Source organism: Thorsellia anophelis DSM 18579 (assembly GCF_900111395.1).
Classification (GTDB): Bacteria; Pseudomonadota; Gammaproteobacteria; order Enterobacterales; family Thorselliaceae; genus Thorsellia; species Thorsellia anophelis.
Genome location: NZ_FOHV01000021.1, coordinates 1 through 18,387, shown reverse-complemented (window position 1 = coordinate 18,387; position 18,387 = coordinate 1). Strand labels below are relative to the sequence as shown.

At 35.4% G+C, this 18,387-nt stretch carries 13 protein-coding genes; 7 read left to right on the top strand and 6 right to left on the bottom strand.

What is annotated here, in order from left to right; translation table 11 throughout:
• Window positions 1-10: 10 nt before the first annotated feature.
• Both BMW37_RS10880 and BMW37_RS10875 read right to left on the bottom strand, forming a co-directional pair.
• Window positions 11-622, bottom strand: a complete 612-nt coding sequence (locus BMW37_RS10880; RefSeq protein WP_177168651.1) for a YigZ family protein — start codon at window positions 620-622, stop codon at window positions 11-13.
• Between the two features lie 116 nt (window positions 623-738).
• A complete protein-coding gene (locus BMW37_RS10875) occupies window positions 739-1,965 on the bottom strand; it encodes an MFS transporter (protein WP_093320915.1) in 1,227 nt (408 codons plus the stop codon).
• A gap of 512 nt (window positions 1,966-2,477) precedes the next feature.
• Between BMW37_RS10875 and BMW37_RS10870 the strand changes: the two genes are divergently transcribed.
• Together BMW37_RS10870 and BMW37_RS10865 are read left to right on the top strand one after the other, a co-directional pair.
• On the top strand, window positions 2,478-3,296 hold the full coding sequence (locus BMW37_RS10870) for a purine-nucleoside phosphorylase (RefSeq protein WP_093320912.1): 819 nt from the start codon (window positions 2,478-2,480) through the stop codon (window positions 3,294-3,296).
• A 131-nt stretch (window positions 3,297-3,427) separates the two neighbouring features.
• Window positions 3,428-4,501: a glycosyltransferase family 4 protein gene (locus BMW37_RS10865; protein ID WP_093320910.1), complete on the top strand. Its 1,074-nt coding sequence runs from the start codon at window positions 3,428-3,430 to the stop codon at window positions 4,499-4,501.
• A gap of 180 nt (window positions 4,502-4,681) precedes the next feature.
• On the opposite strand, the gene secA is transcribed toward BMW37_RS10865, so the two are convergent.
• Together secA and BMW37_RS10855 are read right to left on the bottom strand one after the other, a co-directional pair.
• Complete coding sequence (gene secA / locus BMW37_RS10860) at window positions 4,682-7,402, bottom strand: preprotein translocase subunit SecA (RefSeq protein WP_093320906.1); 2,721 nt, start codon at window positions 7,400-7,402, stop codon at window positions 4,682-4,684.
• Window positions 7,403-7,508: 106 nt separating this feature from the next.
• On the bottom strand, window positions 7,509-8,039 hold the full coding sequence (locus BMW37_RS10855; protein ID WP_093320904.1) for a hypothetical protein: 531 nt from the start codon (window positions 8,037-8,039) through the stop codon (window positions 7,509-7,511).
• Between the two features lie 617 nt (window positions 8,040-8,656).
• Between BMW37_RS10855 and zwf the strand changes: the two genes are divergently transcribed.
• A complete protein-coding gene (zwf, locus tag BMW37_RS10850; protein ID WP_093320901.1) occupies window positions 8,657-10,126 on the top strand; it encodes a glucose-6-phosphate dehydrogenase in 1,470 nt (489 codons plus the stop codon).
• A 55-nt stretch (window positions 10,127-10,181) separates the two neighbouring features.
• On the opposite strand, the gene BMW37_RS10845 is transcribed toward zwf, so the two are convergent.
• Both BMW37_RS10845 and BMW37_RS10840 read right to left on the bottom strand, forming a co-directional pair.
• A complete protein-coding gene (locus BMW37_RS10845) occupies window positions 10,182-10,526 on the bottom strand; it encodes a RidA family protein (RefSeq protein WP_093320899.1) in 345 nt (114 codons plus the stop codon).
• A 239-nt stretch (window positions 10,527-10,765) separates the two neighbouring features.
• The gene (locus BMW37_RS10840; RefSeq protein WP_093320896.1) at window positions 10,766-11,911 is read right to left on the bottom strand and encodes a porin; all 1,146 of its coding nucleotides are present in this window, start codon (window positions 11,909-11,911) and stop codon (window positions 10,766-10,768) included.
• 768 nt (window positions 11,912-12,679) lie between these two features.
• Between BMW37_RS10840 and ilvD the strand changes: the two genes are divergently transcribed.
• The 4 genes from ilvD to BMW37_RS10820 all read left to right on the top strand — a co-directional run bounded on the left by ilvD (window position 12,680) and on the right by BMW37_RS10820 (window position 18,006).
• Window positions 12,680-14,530, top strand: a complete 1,851-nt coding sequence (gene ilvD / locus BMW37_RS10835; protein WP_093320892.1) for a dihydroxy-acid dehydratase — start codon at window positions 12,680-12,682, stop codon at window positions 14,528-14,530.
• 5 nt (window positions 14,531-14,535) lie between these two features.
• The gene (gene ilvA / locus BMW37_RS10830; protein WP_093320889.1) at window positions 14,536-16,095 is read left to right on the top strand and encodes a threonine ammonia-lyase, biosynthetic; all 1,560 of its coding nucleotides are present in this window, start codon (window positions 14,536-14,538) and stop codon (window positions 16,093-16,095) included.
• 337 nt (window positions 16,096-16,432) lie between these two features.
• Window positions 16,433-17,257, top strand: a complete 825-nt coding sequence (locus BMW37_RS10825; protein WP_143047638.1) for an ABC transporter permease — start codon at window positions 16,433-16,435, stop codon at window positions 17,255-17,257.
• A gap of 5 nt (window positions 17,258-17,262) precedes the next feature.
• Window positions 17,263-18,006, top strand: coding sequence for an ABC transporter ATP-binding protein (locus BMW37_RS10820; protein ID WP_093320884.1), 744 nt, complete (start codon window positions 17,263-17,265; stop codon window positions 18,004-18,006).
• The last annotated feature ends 381 nt before the right edge of the window (window positions 18,007-18,387 follow it).

The window sequence follows — 18,387 nt, the reverse complement described above, 5'->3', positions numbered from 1 at the left end:
ATAGTAAATATCATACCCATCGTTCAGGAGTTTGAATGATGGTAATATTGTTTTCATCAAGTTGTTTTAATCGTAAAATAAGCGAGTTGTCATTTGTGTAAAAACTAAATGTAACCTTATCGACATAGGTAATTTCTTTAATCACAGTCTGGCTTTGATTTAATAAATATTCAATTTGTCTTGCATTACTATAATCAGTAGATAATAAATACCCATACATCAAAGTTGTCTGGGTATACTTAGCTTCAGAAATAGCCAATTTTACAGCGCCAGAATAAGCTCTAATTAACCCTCCTGTACCAAGTAATGTTCCACCAAAATAACGAGTCACTACTGCAATTACATCAATTAGATTGGCTGATTTTAACTGCTCCAACATTGGAAACCCAGCTGTTTTAGATGGTTCTCCATCATCAGATTGATTCATAATTGGCAACTGGTTGCCCTGTGTCAATAAATAAGCATAGCAGTGGTGGTTTGCTTTAGGATGCTGGTTTTTTACTGAATAAATGATTTCTTTTGCCGCTTGCTCCGATTCAATGGGAGAAAGATAGGCAATGAATTTAGATTTTTCAATAATTGAGCTGATTTCAATAGAATCGATAAGTTTAAAATGAGACACACAATACACCTTTGGATGAGATCAAATCACCATTCTCTTGGAAAATGATCCTATTGTGTCTAAGTTAGAACATTAAATCAATCTTCAGTTGTATTACTTATTTTTTCAGAAGATTATCATGTTAGTACTTCTTTTTCTTCTATTTGTGCGGCTAGATTTTGTTCGTGCGCTAGACGATACCCTAAATAAAAGAAAAATAACCCTATAAAAGCTGTGCTAATTAAGACAATAAACAGACTGCTTGGAAAGAGGTAGGTTAATAAAAATCCAGCCATGATAGGATTAAAAGCGCCACCAAGCTGACTCAAATTTTGAACACCGTAGTATGTACCTTTTAAGTGAGCAGGCGCAATAAAATCAATAAATAGATATTCAACGGGGATGACGATGATTTCTCCTAATGTGAATATTGCCATAGCAATTGCCCAAAAGACTAAAGTATCACCTGCTAGTATAAACCCTACCAATCCAAGGACGAAAAAGAGTGAACCTACAATCAACCATCTCATAAGGTTATTAGCTTTAAAAAATTTGCTTAATGAGTACTGTAATATGATAACTAAAAGCGCATTAGTTATCATCATGACGCCTATTGCTTGATAAGCAAAATTTTGGTTTGTGATGGTGATTAAGTATTGTGATAAGTAGCCTGTAAATTGCCCAAAAACAACTGCTCCCATGGTGCTTCCTAATGTGAAATAAATCAGTCTTTTGTCTGATTTTAAGAGACTGAGTGTTGAGATGAAATTTAAGTGAAAGCTAGTGTTTGTATCTGAATTTGGACCATGTCCATATCGATACATTCTCGCAAAGAGTAATATTAGCACAGCAACAGCAAGGAGAGCAGATAAGTAGAATGGAAATAAAGGATGTAATGCAACAACCCAAACCCCTAAAGCAGAACCGATCGCCCAGCCGATATTGATAATGGTGTAGTTTGCTGAAAAGACACGAATACGTTTATCTACAGGTAACCATTCGGCAAAAAAGGCTTTTTGATTGATACTCCACACGTTATATGCGGTATTGAGCAAAGCAATCAATAAAATGACAATAACGGGATGATCCCCGAAAGGGAATAGGATAAAACTTATTGAAAAAAAGCTAACAGTAACCGCCGCTAATATTTTTTTATTTAATTTATCAACTAAGTATCCACCAAAAAAACTAGCAACAATAGCTATTGCAAGGCCTATGCCCATGACAAAGCCAACAGCTTGTTGAGAGAGTAGAAAATGTTCTATTAGATAAATAGTCACAAATGGGAGGGTTACACCGCGTGCAATTGTTAACACTAGAGAAGAAATTAGCAATACATGCACAATTGGAGGTGTATTTTTCATCTGACCTACTTATAAAATTTAGGTAATAGATAAGTGGTTAAAGTACTTATCTTTGGCTCTGAGCACCGCGTTATAACCTCCATGTTGCCGAGCTAACTTAGCATAGATTTTCGCCTCTGTGAATCAGGCCACACTAAATTTATTTGTTTTAAGGAGAGGAGGGATCCTATTTTATTCGATATTACTGAGGTTAAACGTTTTTTATAGTTCAGGGGATAAACTAGCATCTAAGTCAGTAAAGTTAGATATACAAAGAGTGCACGGCTCATCTAAGTTATGTCTTAATGGTTGAGTTTTTATTTGTCTAGACAACAAGTATCCTAAATTGAAAAGTGATTGGGTTTAGAGGGGAATTTAAAGTACCCTAAATCTCACCAACTCAGGCCTATTAGAAGTGGTGTTTCAAAAGAATCTAATAAAAGTCCATTAACAATGATTTCTCAAAATAGTGAAAAGTTAAAAAAAGAGGTATACTAAAGGTAACGTTTTTAAATTAAAGGAGCTAACTAATTATGCATCAAATTTCACACATCAATGAAGCAAAATCGTTTATCGAATCTAAACTTGCAGGTAAGCCAACAATAGGTATCATTTTAGGGTCAGGTTTAGGTGCTTTTGCCGACGAATTAGAACAAGCAGTGACTATTCCTTATGGACAAATTCCGCATTTTGCTAAATCAGAAGCATTAGGGCATGGTAATGAATTAGTGATTGGGAAATTAGGTGATAAACATGTCATCGCGATGAAAGGAAGATTCCATTATTACGAAGGGTATAGTTTAGATCAAGTAACCTTTCCTGTTCGAGTGATGAAAGCCCTTGGTGTACAAAAATTAATTATTACGAATGCGTGTGGTGCGGTTAATACCGAATTTAATCCAGGCGACTTAATGCTTATTACAGATCACATTAATTTAACGGGTGCGAATCCTCTTATCGGACCAAATGACGATACGCTTGGAGTAAGATTTTTAGATTTAAGTGAAGTTTATAATAAAAGCATGAGGCAAACTGTGCTTGACGTAGCAAAGCAGAATAATATCACTTTAAGAGAAGGTGTTTATGCATGGTGGAGTGGACCTACTTATGAAACACCTGCTGAAATTAGAATGATAAGAACTTTAGGGGCAGATGCGGTTGGTATGTCAACTGTCCCTGAAGCGATTATTGCTAATCACAGCGGAATAAAAACTGTAGGTATTTCATGTCTTACTAATATGGCGTGTGGTATTTTAGATGAACCATTAAGCCATAGTGAAGTATTAGAAACAGCCGCCAAGGTAAGAGAAACATTTATGAAACTCGTAAGCCAAGTTATTCATCAGATTTAAATTGGAGTCTTGCATAATTTTTTACAGTAAACGGGGAAGTTATGCGTAAATATTTAAATTAACTAAATATTTAGTTAATTAATCTTAAAGGTATATTTTGATCTTGCTGAATTCTTTTAAATGGATGTAAAATGAAAATAGGCATTACAGTTACTAAATTAACCCTCTCTGGTGGGATGGAACGCTATAGTCTAGATTTGATTGCTGCCTTAAATTTTGAAGGTGTTAAACCGTATGTTTTTACTCGCCAATTTGATTCGCAACTTGCTGAGAGTTGTGAGTTTATCCCTGTCATTATTCCAGTATCTAAATTATGGTGTAAATTAGCGATACATATTTTTTCTTTTAAATTAAAACGTTTGAAGAGAAAAATGGGTATAGGCTTAATGTTAGGCTGTAATAGAAATGCTAGCTCGGATATTGCCATTTGTGGTGGAACACATATAGGTTATCTAAAGATATTTGGTAAAAATCAAAAATTCTGGGATGCTAGAGAAATTACATTAGAAAAACAGCTTTATTCAAATGCTAAATTTATAATTGCCCATTCATTGCAGACGAAGAAAGAATTAGTCAATTATTACGGAATTTTGTCCGAGAAGATCAGGGTTATTTATCCACCTGTTAATCATAAAATATTTAAGGTGATTTCAGCACAAAAGAGAAATGAAATTAGAAGAGCTAATCAATGGGAGGAGAATGAAATTGTTATGCTTTTTCCTTCTTCAGGACATAATCGGAAAGGTTTACCTTATATTGTTGAACAGATGAAACAATTACCTACAGATACTAACATACGATTAGTTGTTTTAGGAAAAGAGGACAAGCGAATAAATTTGAAAAATATTACCTTTAAATCATTTACAAATGATATCCAGTCATTATATCAAGCCGCTGATTTCACAATATTAGCATCAGAGTACGAGCCTTTTGGATTAGTCGGGCCTGAATCTGTATTAAGTGGAACTCCTTGTATTTTTTCGAATGTAATTGGCGCAACAGAGGTTTTAGATGATTATGTCTGTTATAAATTCGATTTAAAACAGAAAAATAGCCTATTAGGCCTTTTAGAAAAAATTGATAGTATGAAAATTAGAATACAAGAACCTAGTAAACATATAAGCTATCCAGTTAGTCGTTCTGAGCATCTTAATGCAATTTCTAGAGAGTGTGGTATTGAGTTTTTAACAGATGGTTCTTTTTAAGGGGAAGTTGCTATTTATCTTAGTTTTTATGGTTATAGCTGACTTTTTGGAAATATTAAATAATTGATTTATGATTAGCAGGTTATTCTATATAAGAATACAGCTTAAATAAATTTAAGCTGTATTCTCTTTTAATGTTTTATCTAACAACGATGTCTAATATTTTGAGGTAATTAAACACTATAAACTCCCATGACATTGTTTATATTTTTTACCTGAACCACAAGGACAAGGGTCATTACGTCCAATTTTACCTTCTGCACCAACTATCATAGGCTTACCACTTTTTTGAGCATCAATGTTTGCCTCTTCCGTGGCTGCTTCGTGTGTAGCTTGTTGTTGTTTAGCTAATGCTTCTGCGGCTTCACGTTGAAGTGCTTCCGCAGCCTCAACTTCTTCCGGTCTATTGACCTTTACTTTAGACAGAGTGGAGATAACATCAAACTTGAGAGCTTCCAACATTGATGAGAACATTGAGAATGATTCACGTTTATATTCTTGTTTAGGATCTTTTTGCGCATAGCCGCGTAAATGGATACCTTGGCGTAAATGATCCATGGCTGCTAGATGCTCGCGCCACAAATTATCAAGTGTGCTTAGCATAATGCTTCTTTCATATTGCCTTAATGCATCAGAGCCAACGATATCTTCTTTTTCTTGATAAGCAGCTATTGCATGAGCCAGTATTCTTTCGCGTAAACCATCTTCATCTAATGTTTTTTCCTCACTAAGCCACTTTGCAATGGGTAAATCAAGCGCAAAGTCAGTAGAGAGTTTAGCTTCAAGCCCAGGAATATCCCATAATTCATCAAGTGATTGAGGTGGGATAAAGTATTCGACGATAGTTCTAAATACATCTTCTCTTATGTGAGTGATTGTTTCACTGACATCTTCAAGGTCAAGAAGATCATTACGTTGAGTATAAATAGCTCGACGTTGATCATTGGCAACATCATCAAATTCTAATAACTGTTTGCGGATATCAAAGTTGCGGCTTTCGACTTTACGCTGTGCATTAGCGATAGATTTAGTAATTAAAGAATGTTCTATTGATTCACCATATTCCATTCCCAATTTTTTCATAAAGCCAACCATTCTATCCGATGCAAAAATACGCATCAAATTATCTTCCATGGAAAGATAAAAATGAGAGGATCCTTTATCACCTTGTCTACCTGCACGACCTCTAAGCTGGTTATCGATACGACGAGATTCATGTCGTTCGGTTCCTATAATATGCAATCCACCAGCCTCAAGAACGGCATCATGGCGGATTTGCCAATCAGCTTTCATTTTCTCAATTTCTTCTTCAGTTGCCTCAGGGAATTTAGATAGTTCTACTTGCAGGCTTCCCCCTAAAACAATATCTGTTCCACGTCCAGCCATGTTTGTGGCAATCGTTACCGTTCCTGCTTTACCTGCTTCAGCGATAATTTCTGCTTCCTGAGCATGGAATTTTGCGTTCAGAACACTGTGAGGGATTTTAACTTTTTGCAATTCTCTTGAAATGAGTTCAGATTTTTCAATAGACGCCGTTCCTACTAGAACAGGTTGGCCATTTGCAGTGCGGGTTTGAATATCTTTAATAATAGCAAGAATTTTTTCTGCTTCAGTCATAAAGATTGAATCAGTGTGATCGATTCTGACCATTGGGCGGTTTGTCGGTATAACAACCGTATCAAGTCCATAAATTGATCTAAATTCAAAGGCTTCAGTATCTGCTGTTCCTGTCATACCAGCTAATTTTTCATACAGTCTAAAGTAATTTTGGAAAGTAATTGAAGCAAGAGTCTGATTTTCATTTTGGATTTTAACATTCTCTTTGGCTTCTACCGCTTGGTGTAAACCTTCAGACCAACGTCTACCTTCCATAGTACGTCCAGTATGTTCATCAACAATAATGACTTGTCCATCCTTAACAATATAATCAACGTCTTTAGCAAAAAGCACATGAGCGCGAAGTCCAGCTAAAACGTGATGCATCAGAATTAAATTGCCTGGCGCATAAAGAGATTCCCCTTCTGCAAGCATACCTTCTTGTTCTAGCAATTCCTCGATTTTAATCAACCCTCTTTCAGTAAAATTAACTTGCTTAGATTTTTCATCTACCGAAAAGTCTCCCTCTCCGACGTATTCTTCGCTGTCTTCTTTATCTTGACGTACGAGTGCTGGAATAAGCTTGTTAATTTTAATATACATTTCAGAGCTATCTTGAGCTGGACCTGAAATAATTAATGGAGTTCTTGCTTCATCAATTAAAATGGAGTCTACTTCATCTACTAAGGCATAATAAAGTTCACGTTGAACACGCTCTGACTTACTATAAACCATGTTATCTCTAAGATAGTCAAAACCAAATTCGTTATTAGTACCATAAGTGATATCGCAAGCATAAGCTGCTCGTTTTAATGCAGGCGGCATTCCTGGGAGATTAACACCTACTGTTAAGCCAAGAAATTCAAATAATGGGCGATTATTTTCAGCATCTCGTTTTGCAAGATAGTCATTCACTGTGACAATATGAATACCGCGTCCAGTGAGTGCATTTAAATAGGCTGGTAAAGTTGCAGTAAGAGTTTTACCTTCACCTGTTCTCATTTCTGCAATTGCTCGAGTATTTAATACCATCCCACCTAGCATTTGCACATCAAAATGGCGCATACCAAATACTCGTTTACTCGCTTCTCTTACAACGGCAAAAGCTTCGATTAATAAGTTATCTAAGGATTTACCGGCAGCTAATCTTTCACGGAATTCAGCAGTTTTCGCTTTTAATTCTTCATCACTCAAAGCTTGGTAATCAGGCTCAAGCTGGTTGATTAATTGCACTGTTTTTCGCATTTTACGAACTAAACGGTCATTTTTACTGCCAAAGATTTTTGTTAGTACTGTACCTATCATATATACCTACTTGTTTAATGGAAAATAGTCTGAAAACATTAGTTAACATATTTTTTTGCATAGTTTGAGCTAATTGTGAGCTTAATGTGTAGTTAAAGAATGAACTTTAACAAATAGGTTCAGCTCTAATATGAAGGGCAATAGCTATCCAAGTTAAAATGGAAAATAAATCTAAGTGCGGATGCGCTGAAAAAACTGAACTGCTATAGAAAGCAGTATTCGTGCAAGAGGTAGAGTGTGTGTTTAAAGTTATAGACATTAATTCAGAAAGATGCTTAGTTTCATTAATGTAGGTTTTATGCAACGATCTTGTTGCTGAAAGTTTAAATATTCGAGTGTTGTTTGATAATGCACTCCAGCCATTTAAATAAAGTTTAGATTGGCTTAGCTTTTGAGTCTGAATAATGTCATTTAGAGAAAAGAGAGCAGTTTGCTTAGCTGTAACAGTTATTATCGCTGTGTTGAACTGAGTAGCGGCTAGTAGCGTCACGATTAGAGGTAAAGTTACTCCAGCTGCAAACCAACTGAGAAATAGATAAGGGGATGCGCGTAACCAATGCTGCTGTTTGCTTGAGCATTTACGTTCAGTGCTAAATTGAGCGAAGTCTTCGCTAGATTTTAGTTTATCTATTTTCATGTATTTGGGTTAAGTTACGCAGTACTACACTTAGTATAAATGATTATACGATTATCAACATACTAAAGCCTTTAGATAAGACGTTTATCTACATATCTTTTAATATTAAGCGCATTTGAGATGCAGGTTCTACTGCGTCAGTATAGCAGATTATTTTTAGTAGATGTAGCTGCATTAATGCTAAGTTGAATAATTAAGTTGGATTGAATGATGAAAATGATAAAACTACATACAATTTAAGTAATTCGAATATCAGTAATACTAATAAATGAGATTTATACCTATGGTGAAGAAAAATACAATCTAGGATATGGATTTTTTATAGAGATATTTGTACTTATATTTGGAATAACTTACATTTCAACTAAATCATAGCGCAGGTGCTGTTGTGATTACCATTCCGTCATGTTAAAGCAGTTCTAACCCCACATACTTGATTTCGATTGTAAATAGTGCACAATTCAATTTTACCCTGGAAAATAATTCAAGGAAATTCTCTACGAGTATTTGTTAAAATAAGCGAATTAAGGTATAAATATACGTAATTAAATATTCAACGCCATTGCTTAAAGTAGTGGTCGTTCTTACATTGATTTGTGATTTGTCTGGAGACAATAATGACTGATAATAGTACTGCCCAAAGCTGTGATCTAGTAATATTTGGTGCTAAAGGTGATCTTTCACGCCGCAAATTATTACCTTCTTTATACCAATTAGAAAAAGCAGGACATATTCATCCTGATACAAAAATTATTGGTGTTGGCAGGGCTGATTGGGATACGGAAAAATTTACTGAAGTAGTCAAAGAAGCCTTAGATACATTTGTTAAAAATTTAGATGATGCGATTTGGCAAATATTGGCAAGTAGACTCAGTTTTTGTAATTTAGATGTCAATGATACAAAGAATTTTGTTCAATTGGGTAAAATGCTTGATCAAAAAAATAGAATAACAATTAACTACTTTGCTATGCCTCCAACAACATTTGGTGCAATTTGCAAAGGCTTGGGGCAAGCTAAACTTAACGCATCACCTGCACGGGTTGTGATGGAAAAACCACTTGGTACAGATTTAAAGTCATCTCAAGAAATTAATGATCAAGTTGCTGAATATTTCACTGAAAAACAAGTCTATAGAATCGACCATTATTTAGGTAAAGAAACCGTTCTTAACCTATTAGCCCTAAGATTCGCTAATCCATTATTTGCGAATAATTGGGATAATAAAACCATTGATCACGTGCAAATTACTGTATCAGAAGAAGTGGGTATAGAGGGGCGCTGGGGATATTTTGATCAGGCAGGGCAGATGCGAGATATGATCCAAAATCATTTGCTTCAAATTTTAACTATGATTGCTATGACACCTCCTGCTGATTTAAGTGCTGATAGAATACGTGATGAAAAAGTTAAAGTACTGCGCTCACTACGCCGTATTGATAGGTCTAATGTACATGAGAATACAGTCAGAGGACAATATACAGCTGGGTTTGTACAAGGAAAGAAAGTGCCTGGGTACCTAGAAGAAGAGGGTGCTAATAAGCAAAGTAATACGGAGTCATTTGTTTCTATTAGAGTTGATATTGATAATTGGAGATGGGCTGGTGTGCCTTTTTATTTGAGGACAGGTAAGCGCTTACCTGTTAAAGCTTCAGAAGTGGTTATCTATTTTAAAAACCCAGCCTTAAATTTATTTAGTGATTCTTATCAGCAGCTTCCTCCTAATAAACTGATTATCAGGTTACAACCAGATGAAGGAATCGAAATTCAGATATTAAATAAAATACCGGGCTTAGAGCATAAGCATAGACTTCAAACAACAAAATTAGATCTTAGTTTTTCAGAAACATTCCACCAAGAGCACATTGCTGATGCTTATGAAAGATTGCTTCTAGAAACGATGAGAGGGATACAAGCTCTGTTTGTTCGAAGAGATGAAGTTGAAGAGGCTTGGAAATGGGTTGACTCTATTATGGATGCATGGTCGGCTGAAAATGAACCACCTAAGCATTATCAAGCAGGGACATGGGGCCCTGTTGCATCAGTTGCTATGATTGCCAGAGATGGTCGTTCTTGGAATGAAGAATAAGTAGAAACTTTTAAAATAAAAAGTATTAAAGTTTAAGAAAATCACGGCTGCCGATTTAAATGGCAGCCGTGATTTTCATCTCAACTAAATATTCAGGCACAACTAATGATGCAATAACAGTGCATCTTACAGGCGCAGACCCCGCAATAACCCATTTATCCCATATTTTGTTCATGCCGGATAAGTCTTTTTTATCAGTCAAAAAAATAGTTGCATCTAATATGCGAGAGCGATCACTACCAACTCTTTTTAGCATATCATCTATGCTATCAAGTAGGCTTTGCATTTGAATCTCAATATTATTAGTGATAATTTCTGGCACAGCAGTAAAATATAACACATTATTATGAACGATAGCCTCAGACCATCGGTCGCTAGGTAAAATTCGGTCAATATCCATATACACTCCTCTATTAGATACTTGCTAGTATGTTAAGTGAGTAATATTTCATGATTTAGCTGAACTTAGGTAACTATTTATAAAACTTTACAAAATAATTCAACTTGCTCTAGTTTATAATTAGTGGGAGATAAATTGTGATTATGTAATGGAAAATATATAAATAACAAACTAATAAAAACAGCGCCTTAAGACGCTGTTTTGTACAAGTAAGACTAATTAAAATCGATTAACTTAAATTAGAAAGTATAAGTCAATCTCATTTCAACTTGATCATCCGTTGCAATTTGAGCTCTTTGGCTATAAAGAGCATCTTTTTTTACTAGGTTAATTTTGTAACCAGCAGCCATATCTATATTCTTATTGAACGCATAATTAGCACCAATAGCTACATATTTAACCAAGTTTGCATTATTATTTTCTGCATTACCGTTATGATAAGCGTTTAAATGACGAGCTCGTAGTTGATTATAAGCAATACTAGGCGTTAAACCAAAATCAAACGTATAATTTGCAACAGCTTCAAAACCACGAGTTTTAGGTGCAAACTCCTCCAATCCATTTAAACCACGTACAGGAATCATATTATTACTTTGTGCCCAGCTAAGACCAAAGTATATGTTGTTTGCATCATAATTTGCTGCTAAACCCCACATTTCAGCATGCTTGCCATTGTTTACAACATTAGCAGCACCAACTGCTGTTTTTTGAGCAGTTGTTCTATCGCTGTTTGCGTATGTAGCACCAAATCCAAGCCCTGTTTGCTCATGGTGGTAAATAGATGTCATTGCAAAACCATCGCCATGTTGTTCATCTACTGCACCAGATGCATCTTTAGCTTGGTATTGTAAGTAAACATCTAAGCCTGGAACCATTTGAAAAAGATCTTTGTTGCTGTAAGTTGCAACACTTGAAGCTCTCTCAGTTAAAAATATATCAGTATCACCACCAAATCCATCGCCACCAAATACTGCAGCTTGATCAGTAAAATCACGGATTAAACCTACAACACCATGATTACGACCAAAATCTAAAGAACCAAAATTAGCATATTGTAATCCAACATACGCTAAGCGAGTTTCATCATCTTCAGCTGAACCTACAGCAAATTGATGTTCAAACGCAGCATATCCTGTTAATTGGCTATTGATTTGGGTTTCGCCCATAAAACCTAATCTTGCTACAGTTTTGTCTTCATTTTCATGTTTATCTACAGATGCCCCTTCTGTAGCTGGAGTTTGTTTATCTCTAAATTTATATTTAGCTTCAACTGTACCAGTTAAGTTAATTTTATTGCCATCTTTATTATAAACTTCAGCTGCATTCGCCGCACCAGTTGCTAAAATTGTTGTGATGGCCACTGCTAGAATTTTACGATTTAACATAAACTATTTCTTCCATGTTTAATTTAATGAATTTAATAGCTGCATGAGTGTTAAACATTTGACTTCATTCATCTGTCTTTAACGAAACATTACAGCAAAATCGCGCAGGTGAATATTAAATCGATTTCATTCACCTACACGCTGTACAAACTTAAATCATTTAAGTTCTGTCGCTATTGTGTGGATTTTATAAAAAGAGTCAAATTTCGATTTAATCAATATTTTTATATGAATCTTTTGTGGTTGGCTTTATTGGTTTGTTTTAAATGATTTTTTTGATTTCAAGTGAAGTAAAGTAGGTAATATTTGTACGTAATTAATTGCAAAAGATGACTCTAAGTGAGAAAAGCTTACATAAGTTTTACTAAAAAATGCTGTTATTGAGTGAACTTTTTTAAAATTGAGTTTTCATTTCGATTTATTGTTAATAAATATTTCTTATCTGTGTAATTGAACTATCTATACAGGAGGGGAGTAATTGTATTCCTCTTAAGTACGAAAGTTATTGGTTTAAATTATATTTAATGGGCATATTCTAGATTAATTTAGTGCGATGCTAATTATTAAACTCAGTCATAACGAAGGTATTTTTACTCAATCAGTGAACCCAATCAGTAATTAAGACTATTCATTTTTGCAAGGATTAGTTATCATATGCGATTATCTACAAAAGGCTATCAATATGAATAACGAATGTTTTATTCCGTATTGCAGCCTTTATAAGTAAGCTTCTATTCCATTTTATAACATTTTTTGATGGAGCTGTTTATGCCTGTTTATCGTTCTGCTACAACTACTCATGGTCGAAATATGGCTGGTGCCCGTGCTTTATGGCGCGCAACAGGTATGACTGATGCTGATTTTGGAAAACCAATCATTGCTGTAGTTAATTCGTTTACTCAATTTGTTCCTGGTCATGTGCATTTAAGAGACCTTGGTAAGCTTGTTGCCGAGCAAATAGAGGCATCAGGCGGTGTTGCAAAAGAGTTTAATACAATCGCTGTTGATGATGGTATAGCAATGGGACATGGGGGAATGCTTTATTCTCTTCCTTCAAGGGAGTTGATTGCTGATTCAGTTGAATATATGGTTAATGCTCATTGTGCAGATGCAATGGTATGTATATCAAACTGCGATAAAATTACGCCTGGTATGCTTATGGCGGCATTGAGATTGAATATTCCTGTGATTTTTGTTTCGGGTGGACCAATGGAAGCGGGTAAGACAAAATTGTCTGATAAGATAATTAAACTCGATCTCGTTGATGCCATGATGCAAAGCGCTAACCCAAATGTAAGTGATGAAGATAGTAATGCAATTGAACGATCTGCATGTCCAACTTGTGGTTCTTGCTCTGGTATGTTTACCGCAAACTCAATGAACTGTTTGACTGAGGCGCTTGGACTTTCTCAACCTGGTAATGGTTCAATGCTTGCAACACATGCAGATCGTAAACAATTATTTTTAAACGCAGGCACGAGAATTGTTGAATTAACTAAGCGCTATTATGAAAAAAATGATGAAACAGCGCTACCGCGCAATATAGCTACTAAAGCTGCATTCGAGAATGCGATGGCATTAGATATTGCGATGGGGGGATCGACTAATACCGTTTTGCATCTACTTGCTGCTGCACAAGAAGGAGAAGTGGATTTTACTATGGATGATATTGATAAAATGTCCCGTAAAGTCCCTCATTTATGCAAGGTTGCGCCAAGTACTCAGCTTTATCATATGGAAGATGTGCATAGGGCAGGTGGTGTGATGGGTATTTTAGGTGAATTAGATAGAGCTGGGTTATTACACACAGATGTACATACTGTATTAGGTATGACATTAGCAGAGCAGCTTAATCAATATGATATAAAACTAACTCAAAATGAAGAAGTAAAAACCTTCTTTAGAGCAGGGCCCGCAGGAATACGTACAACTGAAGCTTTTTCGCAAGATTGCCGATTCGATACGCTTGATGATGATAGAACAAATGGATGTATAAGAGAAAAACAGCATGCTTATAGTCAAGATGGCGGTTTAGCGGTATTAGCAGGCAACTTAGCTGAAGCTGGGTGTATTGTGAAAACTGCTGGCGTCGATGAAGAAATTCTAAAGTTTAAAGGTCCAGCGAAAGTATATGAAAGCCAGGATGATGCTGTCAAAGCTATTTTAGGACAGGAAGTTAAAGCTGGTGACGTTGTCATTATTCGCTACGAAGGTCCTAAAGGTGGACCAGGTATGCAAGAGATGCTATATCCGACTACCTACATAAAATCTATGGGACTAGGTAAAGCATGTGCGTTGATAACTGATGGTAGGTTCTCTGGTGGGACATCTGGTTTATCAATTGGACATGTTTCACCTGAAGCAGCAAGTGGGGGCACTATTGCTTTAGTACAAGATGGTGATTTAATTGAAATAGATATCCCAAATCGTACGATTAATCTTGCCGTTTCAGATGAAGAACTGACAAAGAGAAGAACAGAAGAAGAGTTACGAGGCGATAAGGCTTGGACACCTAAAGACCGTACTCGTTCTGTTTCTTTTGCTCTAAAAGCTTACGCATCTCTCGCAACAAGTGCTGATAAAGGTGCTGTACGTGATAAATCTAAGCTTGGGGGCTAGTAAGCGTGGCCAAGTTACAACCTTTAACTGATAAACCTGATGCTCAGTCTTATTTAAGAGCCATACTGTGTGCCCCTATATATGAAGTAGCAAAGAAAACTGAGCTCCAAACAATGCCTAAACTATCAGAACGATTAGGCAATTACATATTAGTTAAACGTGAAGATAATCAACCAGTACATAGTTTTAAGATTCGTGGTGCATATGCCATGATGTCTGGGCTAAGTGAGGAAGAACGCAAAAAAGGCGTTATTACTGCTTCAGCGGGTAATCATGCACAAGGAGTGGCCCTTGCAGGAAAAAAATTAGGTATTAAAACAATTATTGTCATGCCAGTTGTCACACCTGATATTAAAATTGAAGCGGTTAAATCATTTGGTGGTGAAGTTTTGTTATTTGGTGATAATTTTGATGAAGCAAAAGCACATGCCATAAAACTATCAACAGAACAATTAATGTCATTTATTCCACCATTTGATCACCCTGCAGTTATAGCAGGACAGGGAACTGTTGGTTTAGAGTTGATTCAGCAACATGCTCATTTAGATAGAATATTTGTCCCAATAGGTGGGGGGGGGCTTGCTGCGGGTGTAGCTATTTTAATCAAACAATTGATGCCTCATATTAAAGTAATAGGTGTAGAAGCTGAAGATGCAGCCTGTTTAGCTGCCGCATTTGATGCAAGTGGGCCAGTAGATTTAGCAAGAGTTGGCTTATTTGCAGAAGGGGTCGCTGTTAAAAGAATAGGAAGTGAAACCTATAGGTTATGCAAAGAATACTTAGATGACCTCATATTGGTTGACAGCGATGAAATCTGTGCTGCAGTAAAAGATATCTTTGATGATGTACGTGCAGTATCTGAACCTTCAGGCGCGCTATCCCTAGCAGGTCTTAAAAAATATATTCAGTTACATAATATTAAAAATGAACATTTGGCACACATTCTGTCCGGTGCTAATATGAATTTTCATACACTTAGATATGTATCTGAAAGAGCAGAGCTTGGTGAACAACGGGAAGCGCTTTTTGCTGTCACGATCCCCGAGGAAAAAGGAAGCTTCTTAGCGTTTTGTGAATTGCTAGGTGGACGATCTGTCACTGAATTTAACTATCGTTATGCAGATACAGAAAAAAGTAAAATTAATGGAGCTAGTGTATTTGTTGGAATCAGGTTGTCTCGTGGTTTAGAGGAAAGGCTAGAAATCTTAGAACAACTAAAAAATAAAGGGTTAACAGTAGTTGATCTTTCAGATGACGAAATGGCAAAAATGCATGTTCGTTACATGGTCGGTGGAAGACCGAATAAATCCCTTAATGAACGATTATTTAGTTTTGAGTTTCCAGAGACTTCAGGTGCACTATTGAAATTTTTGGCAACTTTAGGAACGCGCCTTAATATCACACTATTTCATTATCGAAGCCATGGGACTGATTATGGAAGAGTATTGGCTGCATTTGAATTAGATAAAACAATCTCAGAATTCAAAGGTTATTTAGATTTACTCGGATATGAATACTGTGAGGAAACTGATAATCCAGCATTCGATTTTTTTCTACGAGGTTGATGATGTTATAAACCTCAAATATTATTGTGACAAACTTTTTATCACATAGTATTAACCTTGCTAAATTAATAAGTGAAATTGCAATAGAAAACGACGAACGAATTGAGTAAAAAACAATTCGCTTAATTAATTTAAATTAATTTTTTAAACAAAGGGTTATTTGCTTGAAAGGTTAACCGTATTCTGAATGTAATATCAAAGTAAATATTAAATTAGTGTGAATAATCATTATTAAATATCGAATTAAAAATTTGCTTTGCAATCTTAAAATAAGGCGTAAAGTGAAAAAATAAAAATAAACTGCATTAAGTAGCTGCTGTTAGCTAAGGGCGGTAGCGTGGGAAAAAAGACTATGTTTGATGTAATCGCTTTGAATAAAGCACTTATAGATATTTATAGCTCGGTGAAAAATTATAAAATCAGTTATAGCTTGGCTTATTACAGTTTGAAACAACAGTATAGACGAACATTTTTAGGGGTGTTTTGGATTACCATTAATCTAAGTATTCTAATCACAGTTGTTGGATTTGTGTTTAGTAATATATTGGTAGGTGATAAAAACGCATATATAATATCAATTACGATAGGCTTAGTTTTTTGGCGATTTATAACTGGGATGTTAAATGATGGGAGCGTTGGGTTCATTATAGCATCTCCTCTAATTAAACAAATTCCATTGCCACTTTTTGGACATGCTCTAAAAGTATTGTTGCGGCAACTTATTATTTTGGCACATAGTATTTTATTAATACCGATAATTCTAGTAATCACAGGCTCTCCTGTTTCATTGATTGGTATATTCGTGTATTTACCAATTGGGTTAATACTATTGAGCCTTAACTTATTATGGATGGCTCTTTTTTTAGGAGTAATCAGCACAAAATTTCGTGATATAGTTCAATTTACATCTAATATGCTACAACTAGGGTATTATATTACACCAATTATTTGGATTCCAGGGATGATAAAAGACAGACTCCCTGCATTGGTGCTAAACTTAAACCCATTTTATCATTTAATTGAATTAGTTAGACAGCCGCTAATCATAGGGCGAATAGAAATAATTCATCTTATATTAGCACTATCAATGCTCATATTAGGCTGGATCTTGACCTTAATAATTTTCTCCAAGTATAGAGCGAAAATTTCTCTTTGGTTATAAATATAATGGAAAAAACGCTCATAAAATTAGAAAACGTATCTCTGAAATACCCGCTAAGTAGCAACAAGAATAAATCGTTTTTATCATTGATCAAGTCTGCTCTTTTGGGTAAGAAGGAGAGTGATGGAGTAATTGACAGTAAAAATATACTTTCAAACATAAGTTTAGATATAACAAAAGGAGATAGAGTAGCAATACTCGGTCATAATGGAGCTGGGAAAACTACTCTTTTGAGAGTCATGGCTGGCATCTATGAACCTTCGGAAGGCGAATTTATTAAAGTTGGTCAAGTCTCATCATTGATCAGCATCTCATTAGGGATACATGAAGATGTGAGTGGGATAGATAATATTTATCTGAGAGCTAGATTAATGGGAAGAAGTAAAGAAGCTGTAAAGTCAAAAATCAAAGACATTATTGAATTTAGCGAACTAGGTCATCATATAGAGCAGCCTGTTAGGACATATTCTTCAGGAATGAAAATGAGATTAGCATTTTCAATAGCAACAGCATTTAAAATAGATATATTGCTTATGGATGAATGGCTATCTGTAGGGGATAAAGAATTTAAAATAAAAGCACAAAATAAATTAACTGAACTTGTATATGAAAGTAATATAGTCGTTTTAGCATCACATTCAGAAAGTTTAGTTAGAAAAGTTTGTAATAAAGCTATGATTTTAGAACATGGGCAAGTCAAAAACTTTGGGCCAATAAAAGAAATCTCTGATATTTATTTTAAAGGTTAATTAAGTAAAAAAAGTTACTGCTCAGCAGGCATATCTAATTTATTAGATTAGATATGTTTTTGTTTGCCCAGCAAAGCTGGCAAACCCGTCCACTTGAAAGAAAGTGGAAACACCCTGACTAAGGGGAAGTAAATCCGAATGACAAGGGCGTAACTGGCCAACGGTTGGGTCTGAAGGAAGTCATAGGAAGTATATGGCACATAACGAAAGTGAACCTGCTTCGGCATAGTAGATGGGTAAGCGTGCAAAATAGCGCAAAGCCCAATACTTAGTCAAATCTATTATGTGTTTGAGGATGGAGTCATATACAGGGCGTCAGCACAATAACTGGGGAAGCCTGGCACTGAATCCTTTTTTTTAGAGGACAATTTATTACAAGAC

Excerpts from the sequence above, each read along its gene's own strand:
- BMW37_RS10875 (WP_093320915.1), bottom strand. The coding sequence starts at position 1,965 with ATGAAAAATACACCTCCAATTGTGCATGTATTGCTAATTTCTTCTCTA.
- BMW37_RS10870 (WP_093320912.1), top strand. The coding sequence starts at position 2,478 with ATGCATCAAATTTCACACATCAATGAAGCAAAATCGTTTATCGAATCT.
- BMW37_RS10865 (WP_093320910.1), top strand. The coding sequence starts at position 3,428 with ATGAAAATAGGCATTACAGTTACTAAATTAACCCTCTCTGGTGGGATG.
- secA (WP_093320906.1), bottom strand. The coding sequence starts at position 7,402 with ATGATAGGTACAGTACTAACAAAAATCTTTGGCAGTAAAAATGACCGT.
- BMW37_RS10855 (WP_093320904.1), bottom strand. The coding sequence starts at position 8,039 with ATGAAAATAGATAAACTAAAATCTAGCGAAGACTTCGCTCAATTTAGC.
- zwf (WP_093320901.1), top strand. The coding sequence starts at position 8,657 with ATGACTGATAATAGTACTGCCCAAAGCTGTGATCTAGTAATATTTGGT.
- BMW37_RS10845 (WP_093320899.1), bottom strand. The coding sequence starts at position 10,526 with ATGGATATTGACCGAATTTTACCTAGCGACCGATGGTCTGAGGCTATC.
- BMW37_RS10840 (WP_093320896.1), bottom strand. The coding sequence starts at position 11,911 with ATGTTAAATCGTAAAATTCTAGCAGTGGCCATCACAACAATTTTAGCA.
- ilvD (WP_093320892.1), top strand. The coding sequence starts at position 12,680 with ATGCCTGTTTATCGTTCTGCTACAACTACTCATGGTCGAAATATGGCT.
- BMW37_RS10820 (WP_093320884.1), top strand. The coding sequence starts at position 17,263 with ATGGAAAAAACGCTCATAAAATTAGAAAACGTATCTCTGAAATACCCG.